The 21,154-nt window shown below is 51.2% G+C and carries 20 protein-coding genes; 19 read left to right on the top strand and 1 reads right to left on the bottom strand.

Features of this window, described 5'->3' with window-relative positions; all coding sequences use genetic code 11:
* Positions 1-2: 2 nt before the first annotated feature.
* From PQR63_RS12050 to waaA, 19 genes are all read left to right on the top strand, one after another.
* On the top strand, positions 3-956 hold the full coding sequence (locus PQR63_RS12050) for a GDP-L-fucose synthase family protein (RefSeq protein WP_408168122.1): 954 nt from the start codon (positions 3-5) through the stop codon (positions 954-956).
* Positions 937-2,112 carry a DegT/DnrJ/EryC1/StrS family aminotransferase gene (locus PQR63_RS12045; protein ID WP_408168121.1) on the top strand — a complete coding sequence of 392 codons (1,176 nt, stop codon included), beginning with the start codon at positions 937-939 and terminating at the stop codon, positions 2,110-2,112. Before PQR63_RS12050 ends, PQR63_RS12045 begins: the two co-directional genes overlap by 20 nt.
* On the top strand, positions 2,112-2,975 hold the full coding sequence (locus PQR63_RS12040) for an ABC transporter permease (protein WP_408168120.1): 864 nt from the start codon (positions 2,112-2,114) through the stop codon (positions 2,973-2,975). The genes PQR63_RS12045 and PQR63_RS12040 overlap by 1 nt, the downstream gene beginning before the upstream one ends.
* 3 nt (positions 2,976-2,978) lie before the next feature.
* The gene (locus PQR63_RS12035; RefSeq protein WP_408168119.1) at positions 2,979-4,229 is read left to right on the top strand and encodes an ABC transporter ATP-binding protein; all 1,251 of its coding nucleotides are present in this window, start codon (positions 2,979-2,981) and stop codon (positions 4,227-4,229) included.
* A gap of 9 nt (positions 4,230-4,238) precedes the next feature.
* The gene (locus PQR63_RS12030) at positions 4,239-5,225 is read left to right on the top strand and encodes a glycosyltransferase family 10 domain-containing protein (protein ID WP_408168118.1); all 987 of its coding nucleotides are present in this window, start codon (positions 4,239-4,241) and stop codon (positions 5,223-5,225) included.
* A 31-nt stretch (positions 5,226-5,256) separates the two neighbouring features.
* On the top strand, positions 5,257-5,985 hold the full coding sequence (locus PQR63_RS12025) for a CatB-related O-acetyltransferase (RefSeq protein WP_408168117.1): 729 nt from the start codon (positions 5,257-5,259) through the stop codon (positions 5,983-5,985).
* Positions 5,982-6,842, top strand: coding sequence for an alpha-1,2-fucosyltransferase (locus tag PQR63_RS12020; protein WP_408168116.1), 861 nt, complete (start codon positions 5,982-5,984; stop codon positions 6,840-6,842). Before PQR63_RS12025 ends, PQR63_RS12020 begins: the two co-directional genes overlap by 4 nt.
* A 54-nt stretch (positions 6,843-6,896) precedes the next feature.
* Positions 6,897-7,592 (top strand): NAD-dependent epimerase/dehydratase family protein, encoded by a 696-nt coding sequence (locus tag PQR63_RS12015; protein ID WP_408168115.1) that lies wholly within the window; start codon positions 6,897-6,899, stop codon positions 7,590-7,592.
* Between the two features lie 121 nt (positions 7,593-7,713).
* Positions 7,714-8,751, top strand: coding sequence for a glycosyltransferase family 2 protein (locus PQR63_RS12010; protein WP_408168114.1), 1,038 nt, complete (start codon positions 7,714-7,716; stop codon positions 8,749-8,751).
* A 5-nt stretch (positions 8,752-8,756) separates the two neighbouring features.
* Positions 8,757-9,695, top strand: coding sequence for a glycosyltransferase family 2 protein (locus PQR63_RS12005; RefSeq protein WP_408168113.1), 939 nt, complete (start codon positions 8,757-8,759; stop codon positions 9,693-9,695).
* Positions 9,696-9,726: 31 nt separating this feature from the next.
* Positions 9,727-10,731, top strand: coding sequence for a glycosyltransferase family 2 protein (locus PQR63_RS12000; protein WP_408168112.1), 1,005 nt, complete (start codon positions 9,727-9,729; stop codon positions 10,729-10,731).
* A 14-nt stretch (positions 10,732-10,745) separates the two neighbouring features.
* Positions 10,746-11,633 carry a glycosyltransferase family 2 protein gene (locus PQR63_RS11995; protein WP_408168111.1) on the top strand — a complete coding sequence of 296 codons (888 nt, stop codon included), beginning with the start codon at positions 10,746-10,748 and terminating at the stop codon, positions 11,631-11,633.
* The gene (locus tag PQR63_RS11990; RefSeq protein ID WP_408168110.1) at positions 11,630-12,760 is read left to right on the top strand and encodes a glycosyltransferase family 4 protein; all 1,131 of its coding nucleotides are present in this window, start codon (positions 11,630-11,632) and stop codon (positions 12,758-12,760) included. The genes PQR63_RS11995 and PQR63_RS11990 overlap by 4 nt, the downstream gene beginning before the upstream one ends.
* Before the next feature lie 93 nt (positions 12,761-12,853).
* Entirely contained in the window at positions 12,854-13,414 is a 561-nt protein-coding gene (locus tag PQR63_RS11985; RefSeq protein WP_408168109.1) for a sugar transferase, read from the top strand.
* A gap of 33 nt (positions 13,415-13,447) precedes the next feature.
* Positions 13,448-15,457 (top strand): polysaccharide biosynthesis protein, encoded by a 2,010-nt coding sequence (locus tag PQR63_RS11980; RefSeq protein WP_408168107.1) that lies wholly within the window; start codon positions 13,448-13,450, stop codon positions 15,455-15,457.
* A gap of 24 nt (positions 15,458-15,481) precedes the next feature.
* On the top strand, positions 15,482-16,855 hold the full coding sequence (locus PQR63_RS11975) for a phosphomannomutase/phosphoglucomutase (RefSeq protein WP_408168106.1): 1,374 nt from the start codon (positions 15,482-15,484) through the stop codon (positions 16,853-16,855).
* Positions 16,856-16,900: 45 nt separating this feature from the next.
* A complete protein-coding gene (gene waaC / locus PQR63_RS11970) occupies positions 16,901-17,932 on the top strand; it encodes a lipopolysaccharide heptosyltransferase I (protein WP_408168105.1) in 1,032 nt (343 codons plus the stop codon).
* Positions 17,933-17,939: 7 nt separating this feature from the next.
* Positions 17,940-18,809, top strand: a complete 870-nt coding sequence (kdoO, locus tag PQR63_RS11965) for a Kdo hydroxylase KdoO (RefSeq protein WP_408168104.1) — start codon at positions 17,940-17,942, stop codon at positions 18,807-18,809.
* Positions 18,809-20,080 (top strand): lipid IV(A) 3-deoxy-D-manno-octulosonic acid transferase, encoded by a 1,272-nt coding sequence (gene waaA / locus PQR63_RS11960; protein ID WP_408168103.1) that lies wholly within the window; start codon positions 18,809-18,811, stop codon positions 20,078-20,080. The genes kdoO and waaA overlap by 1 nt, the downstream gene beginning before the upstream one ends.
* A 16-nt stretch (positions 20,081-20,096) precedes the next feature.
* On the opposite strand, the gene PQR63_RS11955 is transcribed toward waaA, so the two are convergent.
* Entirely contained in the window at positions 20,097-21,059 is a 963-nt protein-coding gene (locus tag PQR63_RS11955) for a UDP-glucose 4-epimerase family protein (protein WP_408168102.1), read from the bottom strand.
* Positions 21,060-21,154 lie beyond the last annotated feature (95 nt).

The following is a 21,154-nucleotide window of genomic DNA, read 5'->3' as shown; positions in this document are numbered from 1 at the left end:
GTATGTCAGCAAAATCAAAGATTTTGTTGACCGGGGGGGGCGGCATGGTCGGGCGAAATTTGCTCGAAGTCGCAGCCGCCCGAAATGTCGAGATCATCGCGCCTTCCAGTCGTGAATTGGATCTCATGGACCGGTTGGCTGTATCAAGCTATCTCAAGTACCTCAAGCCCGATTGCGTAATTCATGCAGCCGGCCGGGTGGGCGGCATTCAGGCAAATCTTCGCGAGCCGGTTCTGTTTCTTGTTCAAAACTGGGATATGGGCCAAAACTTGATCATGGCTGCACGCGACGCTGGGATCAAGCAGTTGATCAATCTTGGTAGTTCGTGCATGTATCCACGCAATAGCCCGGATGCTCTGCGCGAAGAGGATGTGCTAAGCGGTGCGCTGGAGCCGACCAACGAGGGGTATGCAATCGCAAAATGCGCCGTCGCGCGACTGTGTGATTACATTCAGCGCGAGAACCCTGAGTATCACTATAAGACGCTTATTCCATGCAATCTGTATGGTAGGTATGACAAATTCGATCCGGCTCACTCTCATCTTGTGCCTGCAGTTATCCATAAGCTGCATCGCGCTAAAGAGAATGGTGTGGCTGCAGTAGATATTTGGGGAGACGGCAGCGCACGTCGTGAATTCATGTACGCCGGTGATCTGGCGAATGCAATTCTCTCGGCCATAGATCGCTTTGACACCTTGCCAAATCTCATGAATGTCGGGTTGGGCCATGACTTTGCGGTCAATGATTATTATCGCGTTGGCGCGCAGATTGTGGGTTACACCGGCGAGTTTGAACATGATCTCACTAAGCCGGTCGGCATGATGCGTAAGCTTACCGACGTGTCGCGCGCCCAAGATTGGGGCTGGAGTGCAGAAACCTCGCTCGAAGATGGTCTTCGAGCCACTTATTCATATTATTTAGAATCTGGAGTTGCTAATGTCTTATCCGCTGGCTAGTTCAAGTTGGGATCAAGAGGAAATCGCCGCCATGCAGGCAGTGATTTCCTCGGGTATGTTCACGATGGGACCTAAAGTTGCTGAGTTCGAGCGCGCGTTTGCAGAGTTTGCCGGCAGTCGTTTTTGCGTCATGGTTAATTCAGGTTCTTCTGCCAATCTGCTGATGGTAGGTGCATTGCGTTATCGCAAGGAAGGTGCCTTGCTGCCTGGCGCAGAGGTGATCGTGCCGGCGGTTTCATGGAGCACGACCTATTACCCGCTGTATCAGTATGGATTGCGCCTGAAATTTGTCGACATTGATCGCGAAACGCTCAATTACGACCTGGATCAGCTGGCTGCGGCAGTGACAGATGAAACTCGCGCCATCATGGTTGTCAATCTGTTGGGTAATCCGAATGATTTTGCTCGCATCCAAGCAATTATTGGAGATCGTGACATTCAGGTACTGGAAGATAATTGCGAGTCCATGGGGGCCACTTTTGATGGCAAGCAAGCTGGTACGTTTGGCTTGATGGGAAGTTACAGTGCTTTCTTTAGTCATCATATCTCCACGATGGAAGGTGGCATGGTGGTGACAGACGATGAAGAGCTATATCATATCTTGCTGTCCCTGAGAGCTCATGGATGGACGCGTAATTTACCGAAGCATAATTTTGTGTCGGGTACCAAGAGCGACGACCCTTTCGTGGAGTCTTTCCGCTTTATCTTGCCGGGCTACAACGTCCGCCCACTGGAGCTAAGCGGTGCGATCGGATTGCCTCAACTGAAAAAATTGCCGGGAATGATTGTCGCGCGTCGCCGTAACGCAGAAGCATTTCTGAACTTGATCGCCGAGTTCCCCTATCTGACTCCCCAGCGCGAAATTGGCGAAAGCAGTTGGTTCGGGTTCAGCATGATTGTTGATAAAGATGCGCCATTTACACGTGCCGATGTCGCGGCAACATTGTCGGCAAGCGGCGTTGACGTCCGACCAATCGTAGCGGGTAATTTTGCCAAAAACGAGGTTCTCCGCTGGTTTGACTACAGTATTCACGGGACCTTAAATAATGCTGATGAGATCGATTCTCAGGGTTTGTTTATTGGTAATCATCATTACCCGCTGAGTACCGAACTTGACGTATTGCGCGCGTCGCTCAAAACATTGGCGGCGCGTTGATGTCAACGAACGGTATTAATCCATCGTCAATAACGTCCGCCAATAGTCCCGAGATTGTCATTTCTGCGAATCCGGACCATAGCCATTATTGGCGCGACTTCTGGAGTTTTCGCGAATTGCTGGCCTTACTCGTGTGGCGGGATGTACTGGTTCGCTATAAGCAAACGGTGATTGGCGCGAGTTGGGCGATTCTTCGGCCTTTGGCAACGATGCTTGTATTTACGTTGGTTTTCGGGAAAATTGCCAAACTTCCTTCCAGCGATACTCCTTACGCATTGCTTGTCTTTGCAGGCCTTCTGCCATGGATGTTTTTTGCGACCACGCTCTCTGAGGCCGGTAACAGCATCACAGCGAATGGGCATATTGTATCCAAGGTATATTTTCCTCGGCTTATTGTGCCTGTCAGTACTTTGCTGGTCGGTCTGGTGGACTTTCTATTAGCGGGGCTTGTTTATCTTGCGTTGGCAGTTATTTTTGGACATTTTCCCAACTGGCACATCATATTCCTGCCCCTGTTCCTCATTTTACTTTGCGGTTTGATCATGGGGTGTGGCTTATGGGTTGCTGCACTCAATGTCAAATACAGAGATTTTCGGTATATCGTGCCGGTGGTGCTGCAACTGGGAGCGTACCTGTCGCCAGTTGGGTTCGCTAGTTCCTTGGTCCCGGAGCGGTGGAGGCTGCTTTATTCGATTAATCCCATGGTTGGAATCATCGATGGTTTTCGTTGGAGCCTTCTGGGTGATGGTTTCCCTTTGCATTGGGATTCATTGCTGATGTCGCTGTTAGTGACGATGTTGCTTCTGATCCCAGGAATCATTTTTTTCCGCCGTAGCGAGGGTGCGTTTGCCGACGCCATTTAGAATATGAGTAATGTCATTGTTGTAGACCAGTTGTCGAAGAGCTATCAATTGGCCCACCGTTCTAAAAGACCTCAAAAACAGTCATTAAGAGAGGCCGTGACGGGTAGTTTTTTTAGCTTATTCAAACGTCCAGAAGCAGAGGTGCGTGCAGAAGAGACCCAGGAGACCTTCTGGGCACTGAAGGACGTGAGTTTTGAAGTCGAGCAGGGGGAGCGGCTTGCTATCGTCGGCAGGAATGGAGCTGGAAAATCGACGTTACTAAAGATACTGTCGCGTGTGGTCAGTCCAACCTCGGGAACCGTCCGATATCGTGGACGCATGAGTAGTCTGCTAGAGGTCGGAACAGGCTTTCATCCCGAACTTACCGGCCGAGAAAATATTTATCTCAGTGGCGCTGTGCTGGGGATGAGTCAAGCCGAGGTCCGTCAGAAATTTGATGCGGTAGTGGATTTTGCCGAGGTGGAAAAATTCCTGGATACACCTGTGAAGCATTATTCCAGTGGTATGTACGTTCGGCTTGCATTCTCGGTTTCAGCTTTTCTGGAGCCCGATATCTTAGTGTTGGATGAAGTACTTTCTGTCGGCGACGCCAACTTTCAGCGCAAGTCTCAAAAAAAGATGCGCGAGTTGGCAGCAGAAGGACGTACTGTGCTATTCGTCAGCCATAGCATGGGGGCGGTACGAGAGATGTGTGACACCGCCATTATTCTGGACGGTGGGCGTGTAAGCGAAAAGCAAACGGTTGATGTGGCTGTTGGTTCTTACTTGCGTCATTCCGTTCGCACAGAGTCAGCAACACTTCCTCTGTTCACGGAGGAAGTAGATCTGCTTGCGGTCGAATTGAGCCAAGATGGTTTGCCACACACTGAATACGATGGCGATAAGCCTCTGGATGTCGCGATTGCTTTCAAAATAAGGCATACGCTCGATAACTTCCGCATCGGTTTTTATATCAAGACCGTCATGGGTGAATTGGTAACGCGTGCACTGCTTGCCGATTGGGACTCGGCTGCTGAGGATGCCTCCATCGGCGAGTGTGTTGTGCGTGCGACAATCCCGGCGCGTTTCCTGATCGCTGGGAGTTATGTGCTTGAAGTGCACTGCAGCCGATTTGGCATAGGAGATTTTTTCGCTGATGCAGCTTCGTTTCCTTTCCGTATGCGGGCGTCGACGCTGTACAACACTCAGCACGCAAATGAGCAAACCTTTGGATTTGTTTATTTGAATCCAAACTGGCGCCTTGAGCGGGTCTGAGATGCGCGCATGATCGAAGTCAAACTATCAACGTGCGCGCCGCTTTGGCCATGGCTGCGCCAGATGCCTGGTGGCCAAGCTGAATGGGGCCCGTTCAGGTTTCACGTTGACAGTGATGTCCGCGATTGTGATATGTGGGTGGTGTTCGAGTCTCTGGAAAAAACGGAAATCGTCGGGTGTCCGCCCGAGCGCGTAATTTTTATCGCCGGTGAGCCAGATTCGATTGGGTCTTATCAGACTGAGTTTCTGAAGCAATTTTTCTATGTGATAAGCGGTCGCCAGGACCTCACCCATCCTCGTCAGCTAAGAATTCAGCAGGGACACCCTTGGTTTGTCGAAAGATCATACGACGAATTGTTTTCGTTGCCTCCCGTTGTAAAAACACGTGATGTCTGTGTCATTTCCTCCGACAAGGCGTTTACCGAAGGGCACCAGCAACGACTCGCTTTTGTGGAAATACTCAAACAAAAATTAGGCGACAGACTGGATGTCTATGGCAGAGGCATTCGTGGTTTCGATTCAAAATGGGATGTTCTCGCTCCCTATCGATATGCGATCGTATTAGAGAATTTTTCTGGTGATGACTTTCTCACGGAAAAACTCCCCGATGCTTGGCTGGCTTATTGTTTTCCTCTCTATTTCGGGTGCACAAACGTAGGGCGGTATTTTAAAGAAGGCGCTTGGCAGGAAATAAGCTTAAATCAGCCTGAAGCGGCGGCAGCTGCGGTCATCGAGTTGATCGATGATCCAAGTAATTATGAGCAACGTTTGCCTGCGATTATATCTGCCCGTGAGCATTACCTTAATCACGCTCAATTTTTTGCAAATCTCTCGAACATACTGCAATCGGTGCTCAGTTCGACTTCAGGTAAATGTGAGCAGGTCACTCTGCATCCCAATTCTGCAGTGTTTAAATTGCCAGAAGCGCCGGCAGCGCCTCCAGAGAATATAACCTGGCGCGATAAGTACAAGCATTGGTGGAGTTCAAAAGTATGAAATCGCTTATTTTTAGCCGGGACCAAACTAAATGGAATTAATCAAGGCAGCTACGAGTTGGATCATTAGGCGGGCGTTAAAACCAGAAATCGCGCAGTTTCTCCTGGACTCTCCTAGTGGTAATTTGACTGCCGATTTGAAGTCTCTCACCGAGTGGATAGTTCTGCACGGGACCCCTGAGCCGCCAGAGGTTGACCCGTTTTTGATGCCGCTTGCTTGCGACATCAATTCAAACATACACAAAGCAGACTTCTTGGACGGAGAAGATATCTCCATTATGAAAGGGAGCTTCGTTTCACCAGACAGCTCCATTGGTGCATATAGTTATGTCGGTTTCAACTGCCATATAACCCGCGCCTCAATAGGGCGTTATGTCTCCATTGCGAATGATGTCGCAGTCGGTCCGGGTGAACATGCCACCACTTCAATATCAACCAGCAGTATGTTTTATGAAAATCCTTACGAGCAGTTAACAAAACTTCCTTGTTCTATTGGGCATGACGCTTGGATTGGTGCAGGTTCTATTATTCGACGCGGAATAAGTGTGGGAATTGGCGCTGTGGTCGGCGCCAATTCTTTTGTAAATCAAGACGTGCCTCCATTTGCGATTGTCGCGGGGTCTCCGGCGCGCTTGCTTGGATATCGTTTTAATAAAGAGTCAATTGACGTGATAATGCGCAGTTCTTGGTGGGATCAGCCTATTGATACCGCACGTGAAGTTATCAATTCCCTACAAAGTGATATTGAAAAAACATTATGATCGTTACTCGCCTTATCGGTGGACTCGGTAATCAAATGTTCCAGTATGCGGCGGGCCGCGCTCTGGCACAGCGGCTGGGCGTCGATTTATATATTGATCGTCGCGCCTTTGAAAATTATGAAACACATGCCTTTGGACTGCAGCACTTCGCGGCAAAATTGCTTGATGCGGCACCGCGTGATCTACCTGGTATGCAGCGGGAGTCGCGCCTCAATCGCTGGTTGCGCCGTTTTAGCGGCGGAGCAATGAGGGTCGTTACCGAATCGGCCTTTACCTTTGATCCTGCCGTTTTAGCCCTGCCCGACGGGATCTACATCGACGGCTACTGGCAGAGTGAACAATATTTTGCAGATGTTATTCAGACGATACGTGATGATTTCCGTATCGCTACTCCCCCGTCGCCAGAGAATCAAGCGTGGCTGAAGAAAATTGACAGCGTGTTATCGGTGTCATTGCATGTTCGCAGAGGCGATTATGTGAGTAACGCATCTGCCAGCGCCGTGCATGGGACATGTGATCTGGACTACTACCGACGAAGTGTGAGTAAGCTTGTCGAGCAGGCAGGGAAAGAGATCGAACTTTTCGTGTTTTCTGACGATCCGGGTTGGGTTGCCGAAAATCTGCAGTTGCCGCATCCGACCCATTTTGTGCGCCACAATAATGCAGATACCAACTATGAGGACTTGCGACTAATGTCGGCCTGTCGTCATCACATCATTGCAAACAGTACATTTAGCTGGTGGGGTGCGTGGCTCGATTCTCGTTCCGATAGCATTGTCGTGGCCCCACGGCAGTGGTTTCGCGGGGATAAGCCGGATGCGCGGGATTTAGTCCCTGAGCGCTGGATTCGTCTCTGATAAGTATGGATAATTGTGGGGATGCAGCGTGATAAATAAGTGGATTTTTAAAAAATGATAATTGGTTCGGGGTTAATTGCTAACGCATTTGGACGTGCAGGCGCATATTTTGATGATGCTTGCCTTTACGCTGCCGGCGTTTCTAATTCCGACTGTCGCGATAGCTTGGAATTTGAGCGAGAACGATTAATGCTGTCGTCAGCATTACAGCAGTTTTCAAAGGCGCGTCGTTTTATCTATTTCGGCACTTGCAGCGTTGGTGATCCCTCCTTGGCCGATAGCATGTATGTTCGACACAAAATGGCTATGGAAGATCTGGTCAGATCTCACAGCGGCTACTTGATATTTCGCCTCCCCCAAGTCGTCGGAATTACGAGAAATCCTCATACACTTTTGAATTTCTTACATCATAAAATTGCACATGCAGAAAATTTCAAGCTTTGGATGGGGGCAAAAAGAAATGTCATTGATATAGCAGATGTTGTGGCTATTGCGATGGATTTGCTCGAAGTGGAAAATTGCGCAAAAGAAACAATTGATATTGCAAATACAAAAAACTTCTTTGTACGTGAAATTGTTGAGGTTTTGGAAAATATATTAGGGCTTGACGCAGTCTATGACCGTGTTGAGAAGGGGGCAAGTTACGAAATTGATGTCTCCAGAATCGGCAATTCGATTGAACGATGCAACGTCTCTTTTGACTCCGCTTATCTTCAGCGCGTCTGTGAAAAATATTACTCAAAATCTTGATTTGCGCCTAAAACCACCTCATTTTTGTGAGGGAGTCCTCAAAGATGAAGTGCAGCGCCTATCAACAAATGGGCGCGGTTTTTAATCAATAACAGCGGTAATTCAAAAGGTGACTTTTAAGATGAGTGGTCCTGCGCTTAGCGTCGTAATGCCTGTATATAACGGCGAGACGCATTTAGTTGAGGCTTTACAAAGCGTTTTGCAGCAGAGCTTTGCTGATTTTGAGATATTAATTATCGATGACGGCTCAACTGATAATTCCTGTGCATTAATTAGCCAATTCAGCGATTCTCGTGTTCAGCTAATAAAAAATCCTAGCAATGTCGGTCTGGTGCCTACCCTGAATATAGGGTTGTCATTGTGTAAGGGTAAGTTTATAGCGCGTATGGATCAGGATGATATCTGCGAACCTACCCGCTTTGCTGAGCAGATTGGTTTTTTATCGACACACGCAGATGTTGATATTGTTGGCTGTGCTATTCGATTTTTTGGGGCAATAAAAACCCCGTATGTTCATGTCTTTCCATCAGAACATAAGGACATTCATGTCGCGTTGCTTTTTTATTGTTCGTTAGCCCATCCGACATTGATGTTTCGACGGTCTTTGGTCGATAGCGGGCTTTTTAATTACGCAAATGACTTTCGACATGCCGAAGATTATCATTTGTGGAGTCGATTGCTGTTACGTGTCCGTGCCGCCAATCTACCTCAGCATTTACTAAGTTATCGGTTGCATCAAAAGCAATACAGCTCAACGCTCTCCAATGGGCAATATGATGTTTCTTTGAAAGTCAGGAAATTAATGTTGTCTGAAGCCGGTGTGACTCCGACGCAGCATGACATTGACTTGCATGAGAGCGTCATCCTGGAGCGTCCACTTCCGGGCGCGGAGTATTTGGAAGAAATCGCTGCTTGGTTCGGCAAGATAGAGGATGGCAATACGGTGTCGGCTTATTGGGATACAAGCGCGTTGCATCAGCTCTTGCGTGGAAAATTCTCCGAGGTGGTGCTGCGTCAAGGGAGCAATCCAGCCATCGTGGCACGAGGTGTGAATGCTGCGCGGTATTTTGATCCCGCGGACATTGTGCAAGAGAAACGCTCCGCGCGAGCCTATCTGCATGCACTGCTCCGTCGATTGCGCCGTATCATGCCGAGTTAGCATTTATGGACGCACTTCAGGATAATTTGGTCTCTCTGGTCATGCGTACGGTCGGGGGGCGGCCTCGGGAGATTCGGCGTGCTCTGACCAGCGTAGCTGCCAATACTTGTCAGCCAATCGAGGTGGTGATTGTTTACCAAGGGGGGGACCTCGCAGAACGCCAGTTTCTGAACTCTTTGCAAGATGAGTTTAGTAGGCTGACGATTCGCGTATTGCACAATACTGCGGTTGGAGACCGTCGAGCTGAGAATCTGAATATCGGCTGGGAGCAGGCGACGGGCCGCTACCTTGGCTTTCTCGACGATGACGATACTTTGGAGCCACATCATTGCGCGTTGCTGCTCGCCGCACTGCAGCGCTCGGGGCGAGTTTGGAGCTATGCACAAACGACGTTGCGCAAGGAGAATGACGCGCTGGAGATTATCGAAGAATCACAACCGTTCAGGCGACATTCTTTTTCTGTGGCGGGATTGTGGACAGAAAATTTTATCCCCATTCACAGCTTCATGATTGATCGTGCAAATTTAATAGATGAGTTGCGTGAGCGACCATTTTGTGAGGCTCTGGACCGCTCAGAAGACTGGGATTTTCTGATTCGACTCGGTTTTTTTCATGCCCCCGAGCGGGTGGATGAATTTACCTGCAATTATTACGTTAGTACCGGCTTGCGAAACACCAATTTGTCACTAATGGAAAATAACGACGTCGAGCGTCAGGAGCGAAATCGTCAAGCTTGGGCGCGTTGCAAGGCATTGGTCGAGCAGCGCAAGAGCGCGTTGTTGGGCCGGGTCTGGTGGGCGCAAGAGCTATTTGCTGGGGCCGTAGCAATTCCAGTTGATGGCTCTGTAGCAGACGAGGCATCCACAAAAAATAAAATCTGCGTGCCGTTACTACGCAGTCGAATCGTGCGTGCATTAATTCGACGTTTGGAACGTCTGCTATGAGTGCAAATAAATTTCAAGGACGCCTTGGCTTATGGTGAAAGTATCAATTTGCATTCCAGCATATCGGCAGGTCGAATACCTGCGACTGACACTGGAGTCAATTAGGGCACAGAACTTCAAGGACTATGAGGTAGTCGTTACCGATGATTCCCCCGATGATTCGGTGGAGAATCTGGTGGCAGAATTTCCCCTGGATGGTCGCTTAATTTATTGGCGCAACCCGGTTCCCCTTGGTTCGCCTGAAAATTGGAATGAATGCATACGGAGGGCGCATGGGGAACTGGTCAAGATCCTGCATCACGATGATCACTTCACGGATGCAGATTCGCTTGGAAGTTTCGTCGCGCTGCTTGACAAGCATCCGGAAGCCGATTTTGGTTTTTCTGCTACACGCATCGTTGATGTTTCTGGTGGAGTTGACCGCACTCATTGCCCGACAGAGAAACAATTGGCGAGCCTGCTTGAGCGCCCGTATAGTCTGTTTGAGGGGAATTGCGTAGGTGCTCCCAGTGCCACGATTTATCGGCGCAAGACGCCTCTTGAGTATGATCCTGGGATGAAGTGGTTGGTCGATCTCGATTTTTATATTCGAGCGCTATCTGTCAACTCTCATTTCGCGTTCACTTCGCAACCGTTAATCACCACCCCAACTAACGCCACTCATCAGGTTACGGAGTCTTGCAGAGACAATCCTGCTGTTGAGTTGTATGAGTATTCTCGCTTGTTTTCCAAGTTGGACCCCGCTTGGCGTGATGATCCGCAAGTAATCGGAACGTGGGTGCGATTATTTTTAAAATATCGTATTCGTAAACTCGCTGATTTTGGGCGCTTCGGCGTAGCAGCGCCAATTGAGATCGAGTATTTTGAAACGCTTTTCCGGCATATGCGAAAATTTTCGTTGAAGAAGCTATTTTACAAGTTGCTATATCCGTTGGTGTTGTTTTACAGGTGGTATCCTCATGCTCCCCCGTATATACGGGGTCCGATTCGTTGGGCAAGGAACCGAGTAATTGGCTTGCGTGAACGCTTCCGGTGATGGGGATTGCATCTATGGAGCGGGACACGGGTACCGATTTACCTGTTGTATCCGTGCTCTTACCTGTTAGAAATGGGGGCTCTGGATTTATTGCGGCCATACGATCAATACTCGATCAGACTTTTGTCAATTTCGAATTGTTGGTCATCGATGACGGCTCCTTCGACGATTCCGTCAACGTTGCAATGAGTATGGGGGACGCGCGTATTCGTGTGTTTGCAGACGGAGTTAACAGAGGACTTGCAGCACGTTTGAATCAAGGGATCCAGCTTGCCAGAGGTGCGTATATTGCACGCATGGATGCCGACGATGTCTCATTTCCAGATCGATTGCAATTGCAATTCGAATATCTAAGCCGCCATCCTGACGTTGATTTACTGGGTACACGGGCCGTTGTATTTCGTAACGTGAGCGATATAGTTGGATTGCTCCCCTATCGGGCAACGCATGCAGAAATTTGTGCTACTCCGTGGCGCGGCTTGCCGTTGCCTCATCCCAGCTGGATGGGAAAAACATCCTGGTTTCGCAAACACCGGTATCGCACTCCTGAAGTTCTTCGGGCTGAAGATCAGGAGTTGCTATTGCGCGCGGCCCCCGAGAGTCGGTATGCATGTATCGAGCATGTATTGCTAGGATATCGTCAGGGAGTGTTTCCAATTCGCAAGGTCTTGCTCGCCAGAAGGCAATTGCTGCGTGCGCAGACAGGGTTATTTTATCAACGCAAGCAATGGGGCAATTTGTTACTTGCGACCGCCGCAGGTCTTGCAAAAGTGGCAGTCGATTGTCTGGCTGCGCTACCTGGATGCAGTCAGCTATTTTTTACAAGAATGGGTGGGGCGGTTCCTGCTGGCGTCGTAGAGACACTGCGGCAAACTTTGTCGTCGATCGATGAGCAGCAATGAATAAGAAAATCCTTTATCTGATTACGGAAGACTGGTTTTTTTGTTCTCACTTTATCGAACGCGCAGTGGCCGCACGCCAGTCCGGCTACGACGTGGTTGTGGTCGCCAGGGAAGGCGTCCATGGCAAGCAAATTCGTGATGCAGGTTTGCGGCTTGTTCCACTTGAGATTCAGCGTCGCGGTATTAATCCTTTCAAAGAGATGGCTACGATATTCCGTGTGCTTCGCATATATAGGGCGGAGCGTCCGGACATCGTTCATCACATTGCATTGAAACCGATCTTTTACGGCTCGTTTATCGCTCGCTTGACAGGCTTGAAAAATATCGTAAATGCACCCGTTGGAATGGGCTTTATTTTTTCTTCTAGTAGCGTCTTGGCCAAAAGTTTGAGGCCTTTTGTCAATCTTGCCATGCGTTTCTTGTTGAATCCGCGAGGAAGTTGCGTTGTATTTGAAAATCAAGATGATCTTAACGACGCGATATCGACTGACCGTGTTCGCCAATCGGATGCCGTGCTGATACGTGGCGCAGGCATCAATCTTGATGCATTTCCGGTCAAGGAAGAGCCGACAGGTAAGGTAACAGTGGTTTTGACCGCGCGTATGTTGTGGGACAAAGGAGTGGGTGAATATGTTGCTGCGGCTCGATTATTGCTGCAACGGCAGACTCAGGCACGATTTTTGTTGGTGGGGGCGCCAGATATTGGCAATCCGGCAGCGATCTCACTTCAACAACTTGAGGATTGGGAGCGCGAAAAGGTTATTGAATGGTTGGGGCATAGGCAGGATATACCTGAAATCTTGTCAAATAGTCATATCGTTTGCTTGCCGTCGTATCGTGAAGGCCTGCCCAAGTCTTTGTTGGAGGCATTGGCGGCAGGGAGGCCTGTGGTAACGACTGACGTACCAGGTTGTCGGGAGGTTGTCCGACACGAGGAAAATGGACTTTTAGTGCCGCCTAAAGAAGTGCTGCTGTTAGCCGAGGCTTTGGCCCGCCTGATAGATGATGCTGACTTGCGTCGAAAACAGGGAAGGAAAGGACGGCAGCGAGCAGAACAAGAATTTTCCTCGCAAGAAGTAATTGGCGCCACGCTAGATTTGTATGGCCGATACGACAGTTGCCGATGATCATTGAGGACTGGCGGGTCTCGAAGAGTATGATGGAAGGCCGCCTGTTCAAGGCTATGCCGATATCCCGAATGTGATTAAATATAATTTCAAATGAAACGCATGTTTGATGTTGTCGTCGTTCTTTGTGCGACATTGTTTTTGGCTATCCCCATTCTTCTGATTACCTTGCTTGTCAAATGCACATCCACCGGCCCTGCTTTATATTGGTCAGATCGTGTTGGCGCTGACAACAAAATATTTCGGATGCCAAAATTTCGTACTATGAAAATTGGGGCGCCGGTTGTGGCAACGCATTTATTGGCAAATCCTGCTGAGTATCTGACTTCCATCGGTAGTTTTTTGCGTAAATCGAGCTTAGACGAGTTACCGCAATTGTGGAGTATTTTTGTGGGCGACATGAGCCTAGTAGGACCTCGTCCCGCGTTGTTCAATCAGACAGATCTGATTGAACAGAGGACGCAGCTGGGGGTCCATCGACTAGTCCCGGGCCTGACAGGATGGGCGCAGATTAATGGCCGGGATGAGTTGCCGATATTGGAAAAAGTTCGCCTTGACGCCGAATATCTTCAGCGGCGCTCATTCTCGCTTGATTTATCAATACTGTGGAAGACTTTCTTGAAAGTACTTTCGCAATCCGGCGTTACTCATTAAAAGTTGTCATTCTTTAGGGCATAGTTTTTTGTCATGAAACGTCGCGTCATACATTTATCGAGAATGTCCAAGCAAGGTATAGCCGCCTTCTCGGATGTCGTCATGTCGTTTCTGGCGACGTGGTGTGCATTTTCATTGCGATTGGATACCCCGAACTGGCCTGATGGTTTTCAGTGGCACGTCTATCAATTGGCCCCAGTTCTGGCGCTGCCGATTTTCGTTCGGCTGGGACTTTATCGCGCGGTGTTTCGCTATACAGGGATTGCTGCGATGGTCACAGTCGGTAAGGCGGTGGCATTGTACGGTGTGATTTTGTTCAGTTTGTTGCTGTGGTTGGGACTGCCAGGCGTTCCCCGTTCCATCGGTTTATTGCAACCTCTTTTACTGCTGATCTTTGTTGGTGGAAGCAGAGCTTTCGCCAGAATTTGGCTAAGCAGGGCTGATGCCGATAGAAAGCATCAGAAAGATGCGCGTTTATTGATTTACGGTGCAGGCGCGGCAGGCGCGCAGATTGCAGAGATTCTGTTGCAGAGGCAGCAGCTTATTCTGATTGGCTTCCTTGAAGATGATCCCGAGTTATTTGGAAAAACTATTAATGGACAACGCGTCTATGCATCTGGTGACGCAGAGGATCTCATCGAAGCATATGGCGTGACAGATGTCTTGCTCGCGCTGCCATCTATTAGCCGCGCAAGACGGAATGAGATTATTGAGAATTTGCATCGCCATCAGGTCCACATTCGATCCTTGCCGGACTTGACTGACTTGGCACGGGGGAAAATTACCGTTTCAGATATTCATGAGTTGGACATTGTCGACTTGCTTGGACGCGATCCTGTTCCGCCCAATCCGGCCTTGATTAGCCGGAATATTACAAACAAAGTGGTATTGGTTACGGGAGCAGGCGGGAGTATAGGGAGTGAATTGTGTCGTCAGATTTTGGTGGCGAAGCCATCTATTCTGCTGCTCTTGGATCATAACGAATTTAGCTTGTATTCCATCCATCGCGACTTGCAAGAGCGGCTGGAGGAAATGAAGGGCGACACGCAACTGATTACATTGCTAGGCAGTGTTCGCGATCTTGAACGCGTCCGGCAGATCTTCAGTACATGGCGCCCAAGAACTGTCTACCATGCAGCTGCTTATAAGCACGTACCTTTAGTGGAGTCCAATCCGATTGAGGGCGTGCGTAATAACGTTTTCGGTACGTATAACGTTGCCCGGGCAGCCATTGAAAACGGCGTCTCCGATTACGTTCTGGTGAGCACCGATAAGGCCGTTCGGCCGACAAATATCATGGGAGCCACTAAGCGCTTGGCTGAAATGACATTGCAGGCGCTTGCTGCTGCGGAGACTCCGGTTTTTCTGGATGGGCATTCTATTCCGGATTCGAGAAGAAACCTTACACGTTTTGCGATTGTGCGTTTTGGAAACGTGCTTGATTCTTCTGGCTCGGTAGTCCCGTTGTTTCGGGAGCAGATTAAAGCTGGCGGCCCGATTACGTTGACCGACCCTCAGGTAACGCGTTACTTCATGACGATTCCAGAGGCAGCTCAATTAGTTGTTCAGGCTGGTGCCATGACGGAAGGTGGGGACGTATTTGTTCTGGATATGGGCGATCCGGTGCGAATTCTTGATCTTGCTTATCGTATGGTTGAATTGTCTGGTTTGAGTGTCAGAGATGATCAAGTTCCGGATGGAGATATCGAGATCAAAGTTACAGGATTGCGTACCGGCGAAAAACTCTATGAAGAGTTGTTGATAGGAGAAAATCCTCAGCCAACGGCGCACTCCAGAATTATGAAGGCTCATGAGGATTTCTTGCCTTGGACTAAGTTAAAAGACGAGTTGAATCAACTCGCAACGGTCATGGAGTCGCATGATCTCAAAGCACTCAAAATTATCTTGCAACGTTTGGTCAGCGGTTATCAACCGGTAGCCGATTCCGTCGATTGGATTGATCTTGCCGTAAAGGACGACATCACTACTGTGCCGGACAATCTCATCAAACTAGAAATCGTCAACAAATCACAATCGCTCTAGTCCTTGGACTTTAAAAATAAATATATGGTTCTCTCTTCTTCCATCTTCAAAGCCTACGACATCCGTGGCATCGTCGGCCAAACGCTCAACACAGACGTTGCCCGCCAAATCGGCCAGGCCTTCGGCTCCGCCGCATTAGCCAAAGGCCAGAATTCGGTAGTCATCGGTCGCGACGGCCGCCTTTCCGGCCCGGAACTGTCTGCTGCGCTAGCAACCGGTCTGCAATCGGTCGGCATCGACGTCATCGACCTCGGTGTGGTGGCAACCCCTATGGTGTATTTCGGTACTCACATTCTGGGTACGCAATCCGGCGTCATGGTCACCGGCAGCCACAATCCGCCCGACTATAACGGTTTCAAAATGGTGCTTGCCGGCGAAGCGATATACGGCGACACGATCCAGGCCCTGTATCAGGCCATTCTCAAAAACGAATTCAAGACCGGTGCCGGCGCTTACCGCACCTACGACATCCGCAAGGAATACATCGATCGTATCGTCGGCGACGTCAAGCTGGCGCGTCCGATGAAGATTGCTGTCGACTGCGGTAACGGTGTGGCCGGTGCTTTCGCGGGTGATCTGTACCGCGCGCTTGGTTGCGAGGTGACCGAGTTGTTCTGCGAGGTTGACGGCACCTTCCCCAATCATCATCCTGATCCGGCCCATCCGGAAAACCTGCAGGATCTGATCCGCTGCCTGCAGGAGACCGACAATGAAATCGGTCTGGCCTTCGACGGTGATGGTGATCGCCTGGGCGTGGTCACCAAAGACGGTAAGATCATCTATCCGGATCGTCAGCTCATGCTGTTTGCCGCTGACGTTCTCACACGCCATCCCGGCCGGGAAATCCTGTACGACGTCAAATGCACGCGCCACCTGGCGCCATGGATCAGCGCGCGCGGCGGTCAGCCGCTGATGTGGAAAACCGGGCATTCGCTGGTCAAGGCCAAGATGCGTGAAACCGGCGCGCCGCTGGGCGGTGAAATGAGCGGTCACGTGTTCTTCAAGGATCGCTGGTACGGTTTCGACGATGGCTTGTACGCCGGTGCGCGCCTGCTGGAGCTCATGAGCCGTGAATCCGATCCGTCGGCCGTGCTCAACGCCTTGCCGCAATCAACCAGTACGCCGGAGCTGCAATTGAAATTGAAGGAGGGTGAGAATTTTGTCCTCATCGATCAATTGCAAAAGGATGCAAAGTTTCCCGATGCCGAGCAGATCATCACGATCGACGGTTTGCGCATCGAATATGCGGATGGCTTCGGTCTGATGCGCTCGTCCAATACCACGCCGGTAGTGGTGTTGCGCTTTGAGGCGGAGACGCCGCAGGCGCTGGCGCGTATCCAGAACGAGTTCAAACGCGTGATCCTGGCCGCCCGGCCGGATGTAGCCTTGCCGTTTTGAAAGAGGTAAGATGCTGGCCCACAGACAAAGAATAGTGGGCTAGCCTTGAACATCCTGATCGTCCGCGTTTCGTCCCTAGGCGACGTGGTCCACAACATGCCGATGGTCGCCGATATCCGACGCCATTATCCGGATGCCAACATCGATTGGGTGGTGGAAGAGGGCTACACCAGCCTTGTCCGGCTCAATCCGTATGTACGCAATATCATTCCGATCGCTTTGCGGCGCTGGCGTAAAACGCTTGGCAGCGCTGCTACGCGCGCCGAAATCGCCGGTTTTTATCGACAATTGCGGCATGAAGCGTATGACATCGTTTTTGATACCCAGGGTTTGCTGAAGACCAGCATTGTCATGCGGATGGCGCGTCTGGCCCCCGGCGGTAAGCGCGTCGGATTGGCCAATGCGACCGAAGGCTCGGGTTACGAGCCGATCTCCAGAATTTTTCATACGCAAAGCATAAAAGTCGGCTTGCATACCCATGCGGTCATGCGCGCACGCGCGGTCGCTGCCGGGGCGCTTGGCTATCAGCCTGACACCGCGGCTGATTTTGCGCTGCAGGCGCCTGCGTTGCAGACTGCGCCCGCATGGCTGCCGGCACATCCTTATGCGGTGTTTTTCCACGGAACGGCGCGCGCTGCCAAACAATGGCCTGTTGAGAATTGGGTTGCCGTCGCCCGCGCGTTGTCATTGCCGGTCTTGTTGCCTTGGGGGAGTGCCAAGGAAAAACTGGCTGCCGAAGAGTTGGCGCGACAGATGCCGCAGGCGACCGTGTTGCCGGCGCTCCCGCTCATGGATGCGGTTGCACTGGTGCAACACGCGGCCTTGGTGGTCGGTCTCGATACAGGCCTGACGCACATCGCCGCCGCATATTGCCGTCCCACGGTCGAACTGTACTGTGACTCGCCGCGCTGGAAGACCGAAGGCAACTGGTCGCCGCGTATCGTCAATCTGGGCGATACCGGCGCTCCTCCTGATGTAGCGCAAGTCGTGCAAGCCATCAATCAGGTATTGTCTGCCTCGAAGGTGGAGGCAAAAGCCGCCTCGCCGGACAGCCGTGCACAAGACAACGAGGCATAATATCGAGATGGAATCGCAAATCATAGAAATCGACGTCGCCAATTGGCAAGTCGACGCACCAAACCAGGACTGGATCGCTGGCCTTGAAGCCGGCAAGGTACTGTATTTTCCGCACTTGCCGTTTGAACTGCTGCCGGAAGAAAAATCTCTGCTCCGGCCTGACATCCGCAACCCCAAGGTTCGCAACATCAGCCTCGACGCCAGCGGCCATTTGAAAGGCGCGCTCGGCGACACGGCGACTCAGTTGGCGCTGGCGCTGATGATCGGACGTTTCCGCGAACAGGCGCAGACACTGGTCTATTCGCTGTTGCCAAAATATAAAGGCGTGTTGCGCCTGGCGCCGACCAGCTACCGGCCGACCCAGGTCGAGACGCGCGCGCAATCCTGGCGTGCAGACGACCGCCGTCTGCATGTTGACGCCTTTCCGTCACGTCCGAACTATGGTGAGCGCATTCTGCGCGTGTTCAGCAACGTCAATCCGGATGGCATCCCGCGTGTCTGGCGTGTCGGTGAGCCGTTTGAAACCGTGGCGCAGAAATTCCTTCCGCGCGCCAAGCCTTATGTTCCCTGGCAGGCAGCCATGATGAAGGCGCTTCACATCACCAAGTCTTACCGCAGCGAATACGACCACCTGATGCTGCAGCTGCATGACGGCATGAAAGGTGACATGGCCTATCAGGAAAGCGCCGGTCAGGTCACCATGCCGTTTGCCGCCGGTTCCGTGTGGGTGTGTTTCTCGGATCAGGCATCGCACGCCGTCATGTCGGGACAGTACATGCTGGAGCAGACGCTGCACCTGCCTGCGGACAAACAGTATGATCCGTCGTCCAGCCCGCTGGCGATCCTGAGCAAGCTGACCGGACGTCAGCTGGTCTGATGCGTCTGATCTACTCCGCGCTGTGGTGGGTGGGCCTGCCGTTCGTACTGCTGCGTCTGTGGCGCCGTGGTCGCAAGGAGCCGGGCTATCGGCAGCATATCGGCGAGCGTCTCGGGTTCTATGATCAGTTCAGTCAACGCGCCTTGCCGCCTCTGTTGTGGGTACATGCCGTCTCCGTCGGTGAGACGCGGGCCGCGCAACCCTTGATTGATGCGTTGCTGGTTACGTATCCCGACCATACGATACTGCTCACGCACATGACCGCTACCGGACGTGCAACCGGTCAGCAATTGTTCGCACACCACGGCGATCGTCTGGTGCAAAGCTTCTTCCCGTATGACACGGGTTGGATGTGTGCGCGCTTCCTGCGTTACTTCAAGCCGAAGATCAGCATCCTGATGGAAACCGAAGTCTGGCCGAACATGGTGCGTCAGTGCCGGCGACATGGCGTACCGGTGGTGTTGGCGAACGCGCGTCTGTCGGAGCGCTCGTTGCGGCGCGGGCAGCGGTTCGGTTCCATTTTGCTGGAAGCCGCCTCGGGCATCGATTGCGTGGCGGCTCAGTCCGACGCGGATGCGGAGCGACTGCGGTTGTTTGGCGCGCGTAACGTGCATGTGACGGGAAGTATCAAGTTTGACGTTGAGGTGCCGGCGGATATGGTCGCTCTGGGAGAACAGTGGCGCAGGCAGTTCGGCGAACGTCCGATATTGCTTTGCGCGAGCACACGTGAAGGTGAGGAGCGACTTATTCTGGATGCGTTGAGCAACATTGTGCGACGGGATTTTTTGACCATTATCGTTCCACGCCATCCACAACGGTTTGGCGAAGTAGCAAAGATGATTGTTGATTACGGATTCAGCATGCAGCGTCGCTCGGATTTGACAGATTGGTTGTCCGCTAAAGATGCTGAGATTGTTCTGGGCGATTCGATGGGGGAGATGTTTGCTTACTATGCCTGCTGCGACGTCGCCTTTGTCGGTGGAAGCTTGTTGCCGCTCGGCGGACAGAATCTCATTGAGGCCTGTTCACTGAGTAAGCCAGTATTGGTTGGTCCGCATACTTTTAACTTCCAGCTTATTAGTGAGCAGGCTATTGCAGCTGGAGGCGCCATCCGTGTTCCGGATGCAGAAACAACTCTGCAAACAGCGCTATCCCTGTTTGACAATGTCGACCGCAAGGATGCAATGGTAAGCGCTGCAAAGGATTTTGCGAAACATCATCAGGGCGCAACTCGCCGGACAGTCTCGTTGATTGGCAAGGTACTGAACTAAATTTAACACGCCGGTCTTATTTTTGATTCATGCGTAATGCGGCAGCAGTTTTCTTCAGCGCCGCATCGACGCTCACCGGCGGGCTCCATTGAAGCAATTCTTTCGTTTTCCCGATGTCGACTTGCAGCGAGCCGCATAGACGTTGAGCAATGTGGCTTTTTCTCAAAAGACCGGCAGCAGTCGCCAATAAAATAGCAGGAACCGGCACGAGCCGCGCTGGTCGTTGGAGTGCTTGCGCAGTGCGCTGCAGCAGCGCCGTCGTTGATAGATCTTCTCCATCGCTTACCAGAAAAACCTGATTCACTGCCGCAGGATGATGCATGCAGACAATAATCAGATCTACCAGATTGTCTAACGCAACCATGCTGCGACGGTTGCTCTTGATTGCTCCCAACGGTAGTGGAACGCCTTTATCCAACCATCGCATCATGCTCAGAAAATTAGCTTTGACACCTGGGCCGTATACCAGCACTGGGCGGATGATGACAACTTCCAATCCTGATTTTTGCGCTAGTGCCAACAAGCCTTGTTCGGCCTCATGTTTCGATATCCCGTAAGGATCCCCGGGGTTGGGGGTATCGTCTGCAGTGTAAGGCCTGCCTGGGAGTGTCTGTTCACCGTTAACTTTTATCGAACTGATGAATACGAAGCGACGTACGCCGGCATTAATGGCTTGTTGTGCGAGCCGCAAGGTACCTTCTACATTTACACGCCGGAATTCAGCAAGAGGATCGGTGGAAGTATCGTCCATCACATGCACACGTGCTGCCGCATGCACCACAGTATCCACGCCAATTAAGGCCGCAGTCCAGTCAGTGCTTGCCGTCAGGTCGGTTACCTTTGCGACTTCCACATTGTCGGGGAATTGGCTGTTTTTGCGACGAGTGCAGGCGCGCAGCGTATATTGGGAATCGGACGCTAGTGCGGCAATCAAAGCTTTGCCGACAAAGCCGGAAGCGCCGGTGACAAGTAGTTTCATAAAAATGAGCGGGGATCTGAAGATATGATCTTAGCATCCAGAAGAAATGACATCTCGTGTGATCTTGCTGCAAGCATAAAAAACGCCCCTGAAAA

Source organism: Herbaspirillum rhizosphaerae (genome assembly GCF_046025915.1).
GTDB lineage: Bacteria > Pseudomonadota > Gammaproteobacteria > Burkholderiales > Burkholderiaceae_D > Herbaspirillum > Herbaspirillum rhizosphaerae_A.
The sequence above is the reverse complement of the archived record's forward strand: the minus strand, read 5'-3'. Positions and strand labels throughout refer to the sequence as shown.

Coding starts and splice junctions, on each gene's coding strand:
- PQR63_RS12050 (WP_408168122.1), top strand. CDS start 3: ATGTCAGCAAAATCAAAGATTTTGTTGACCGGGGGGGGCGGCATGGTC.
- PQR63_RS12045 (WP_408168121.1), top strand. CDS start 937: ATGTCTTATCCGCTGGCTAGTTCAAGTTGGGATCAAGAGGAAATCGCC.
- PQR63_RS12040 (WP_408168120.1), top strand. CDS start 2,112: ATGTCAACGAACGGTATTAATCCATCGTCAATAACGTCCGCCAATAGT.
- PQR63_RS12035 (WP_408168119.1), top strand. CDS start 2,979: ATGAGTAATGTCATTGTTGTAGACCAGTTGTCGAAGAGCTATCAATTG.
- PQR63_RS12030 (WP_408168118.1), top strand. CDS start 4,239: ATGATCGAAGTCAAACTATCAACGTGCGCGCCGCTTTGGCCATGGCTG.
- PQR63_RS12025 (WP_408168117.1), top strand. CDS start 5,257: ATGGAATTAATCAAGGCAGCTACGAGTTGGATCATTAGGCGGGCGTTA.
- PQR63_RS12020 (WP_408168116.1), top strand. CDS start 5,982: ATGATCGTTACTCGCCTTATCGGTGGACTCGGTAATCAAATGTTCCAG.
- PQR63_RS12015 (WP_408168115.1), top strand. CDS start 6,897: ATGATAATTGGTTCGGGGTTAATTGCTAACGCATTTGGACGTGCAGGC.
- PQR63_RS12010 (WP_408168114.1), top strand. CDS start 7,714: ATGAGTGGTCCTGCGCTTAGCGTCGTAATGCCTGTATATAACGGCGAG.
- PQR63_RS12005 (WP_408168113.1), top strand. CDS start 8,757: ATGGACGCACTTCAGGATAATTTGGTCTCTCTGGTCATGCGTACGGTC.
- PQR63_RS12000 (WP_408168112.1), top strand. CDS start 9,727: ATGGTGAAAGTATCAATTTGCATTCCAGCATATCGGCAGGTCGAATAC.
- PQR63_RS11995 (WP_408168111.1), top strand. CDS start 10,746: ATGGAGCGGGACACGGGTACCGATTTACCTGTTGTATCCGTGCTCTTA.
- PQR63_RS11990 (WP_408168110.1), top strand. CDS start 11,630: ATGAATAAGAAAATCCTTTATCTGATTACGGAAGACTGGTTTTTTTGT.
- PQR63_RS11985 (WP_408168109.1), top strand. CDS start 12,854: ATGAAACGCATGTTTGATGTTGTCGTCGTTCTTTGTGCGACATTGTTT.
- PQR63_RS11980 (WP_408168107.1), top strand. CDS start 13,448: ATGAAACGTCGCGTCATACATTTATCGAGAATGTCCAAGCAAGGTATA.
- PQR63_RS11975 (WP_408168106.1), top strand. CDS start 15,482: ATGGTTCTCTCTTCTTCCATCTTCAAAGCCTACGACATCCGTGGCATC.
- kdoO (WP_408168104.1), top strand. CDS start 17,940: ATGGAATCGCAAATCATAGAAATCGACGTCGCCAATTGGCAAGTCGAC.
- waaA (WP_408168103.1), top strand. CDS start 18,809: ATGCGTCTGATCTACTCCGCGCTGTGGTGGGTGGGCCTGCCGTTCGTA.
- PQR63_RS11955 (WP_408168102.1), bottom strand. CDS start 21,059: ATGAAACTACTTGTCACCGGCGCTTCCGGCTTTGTCGGCAAAGCTTTG.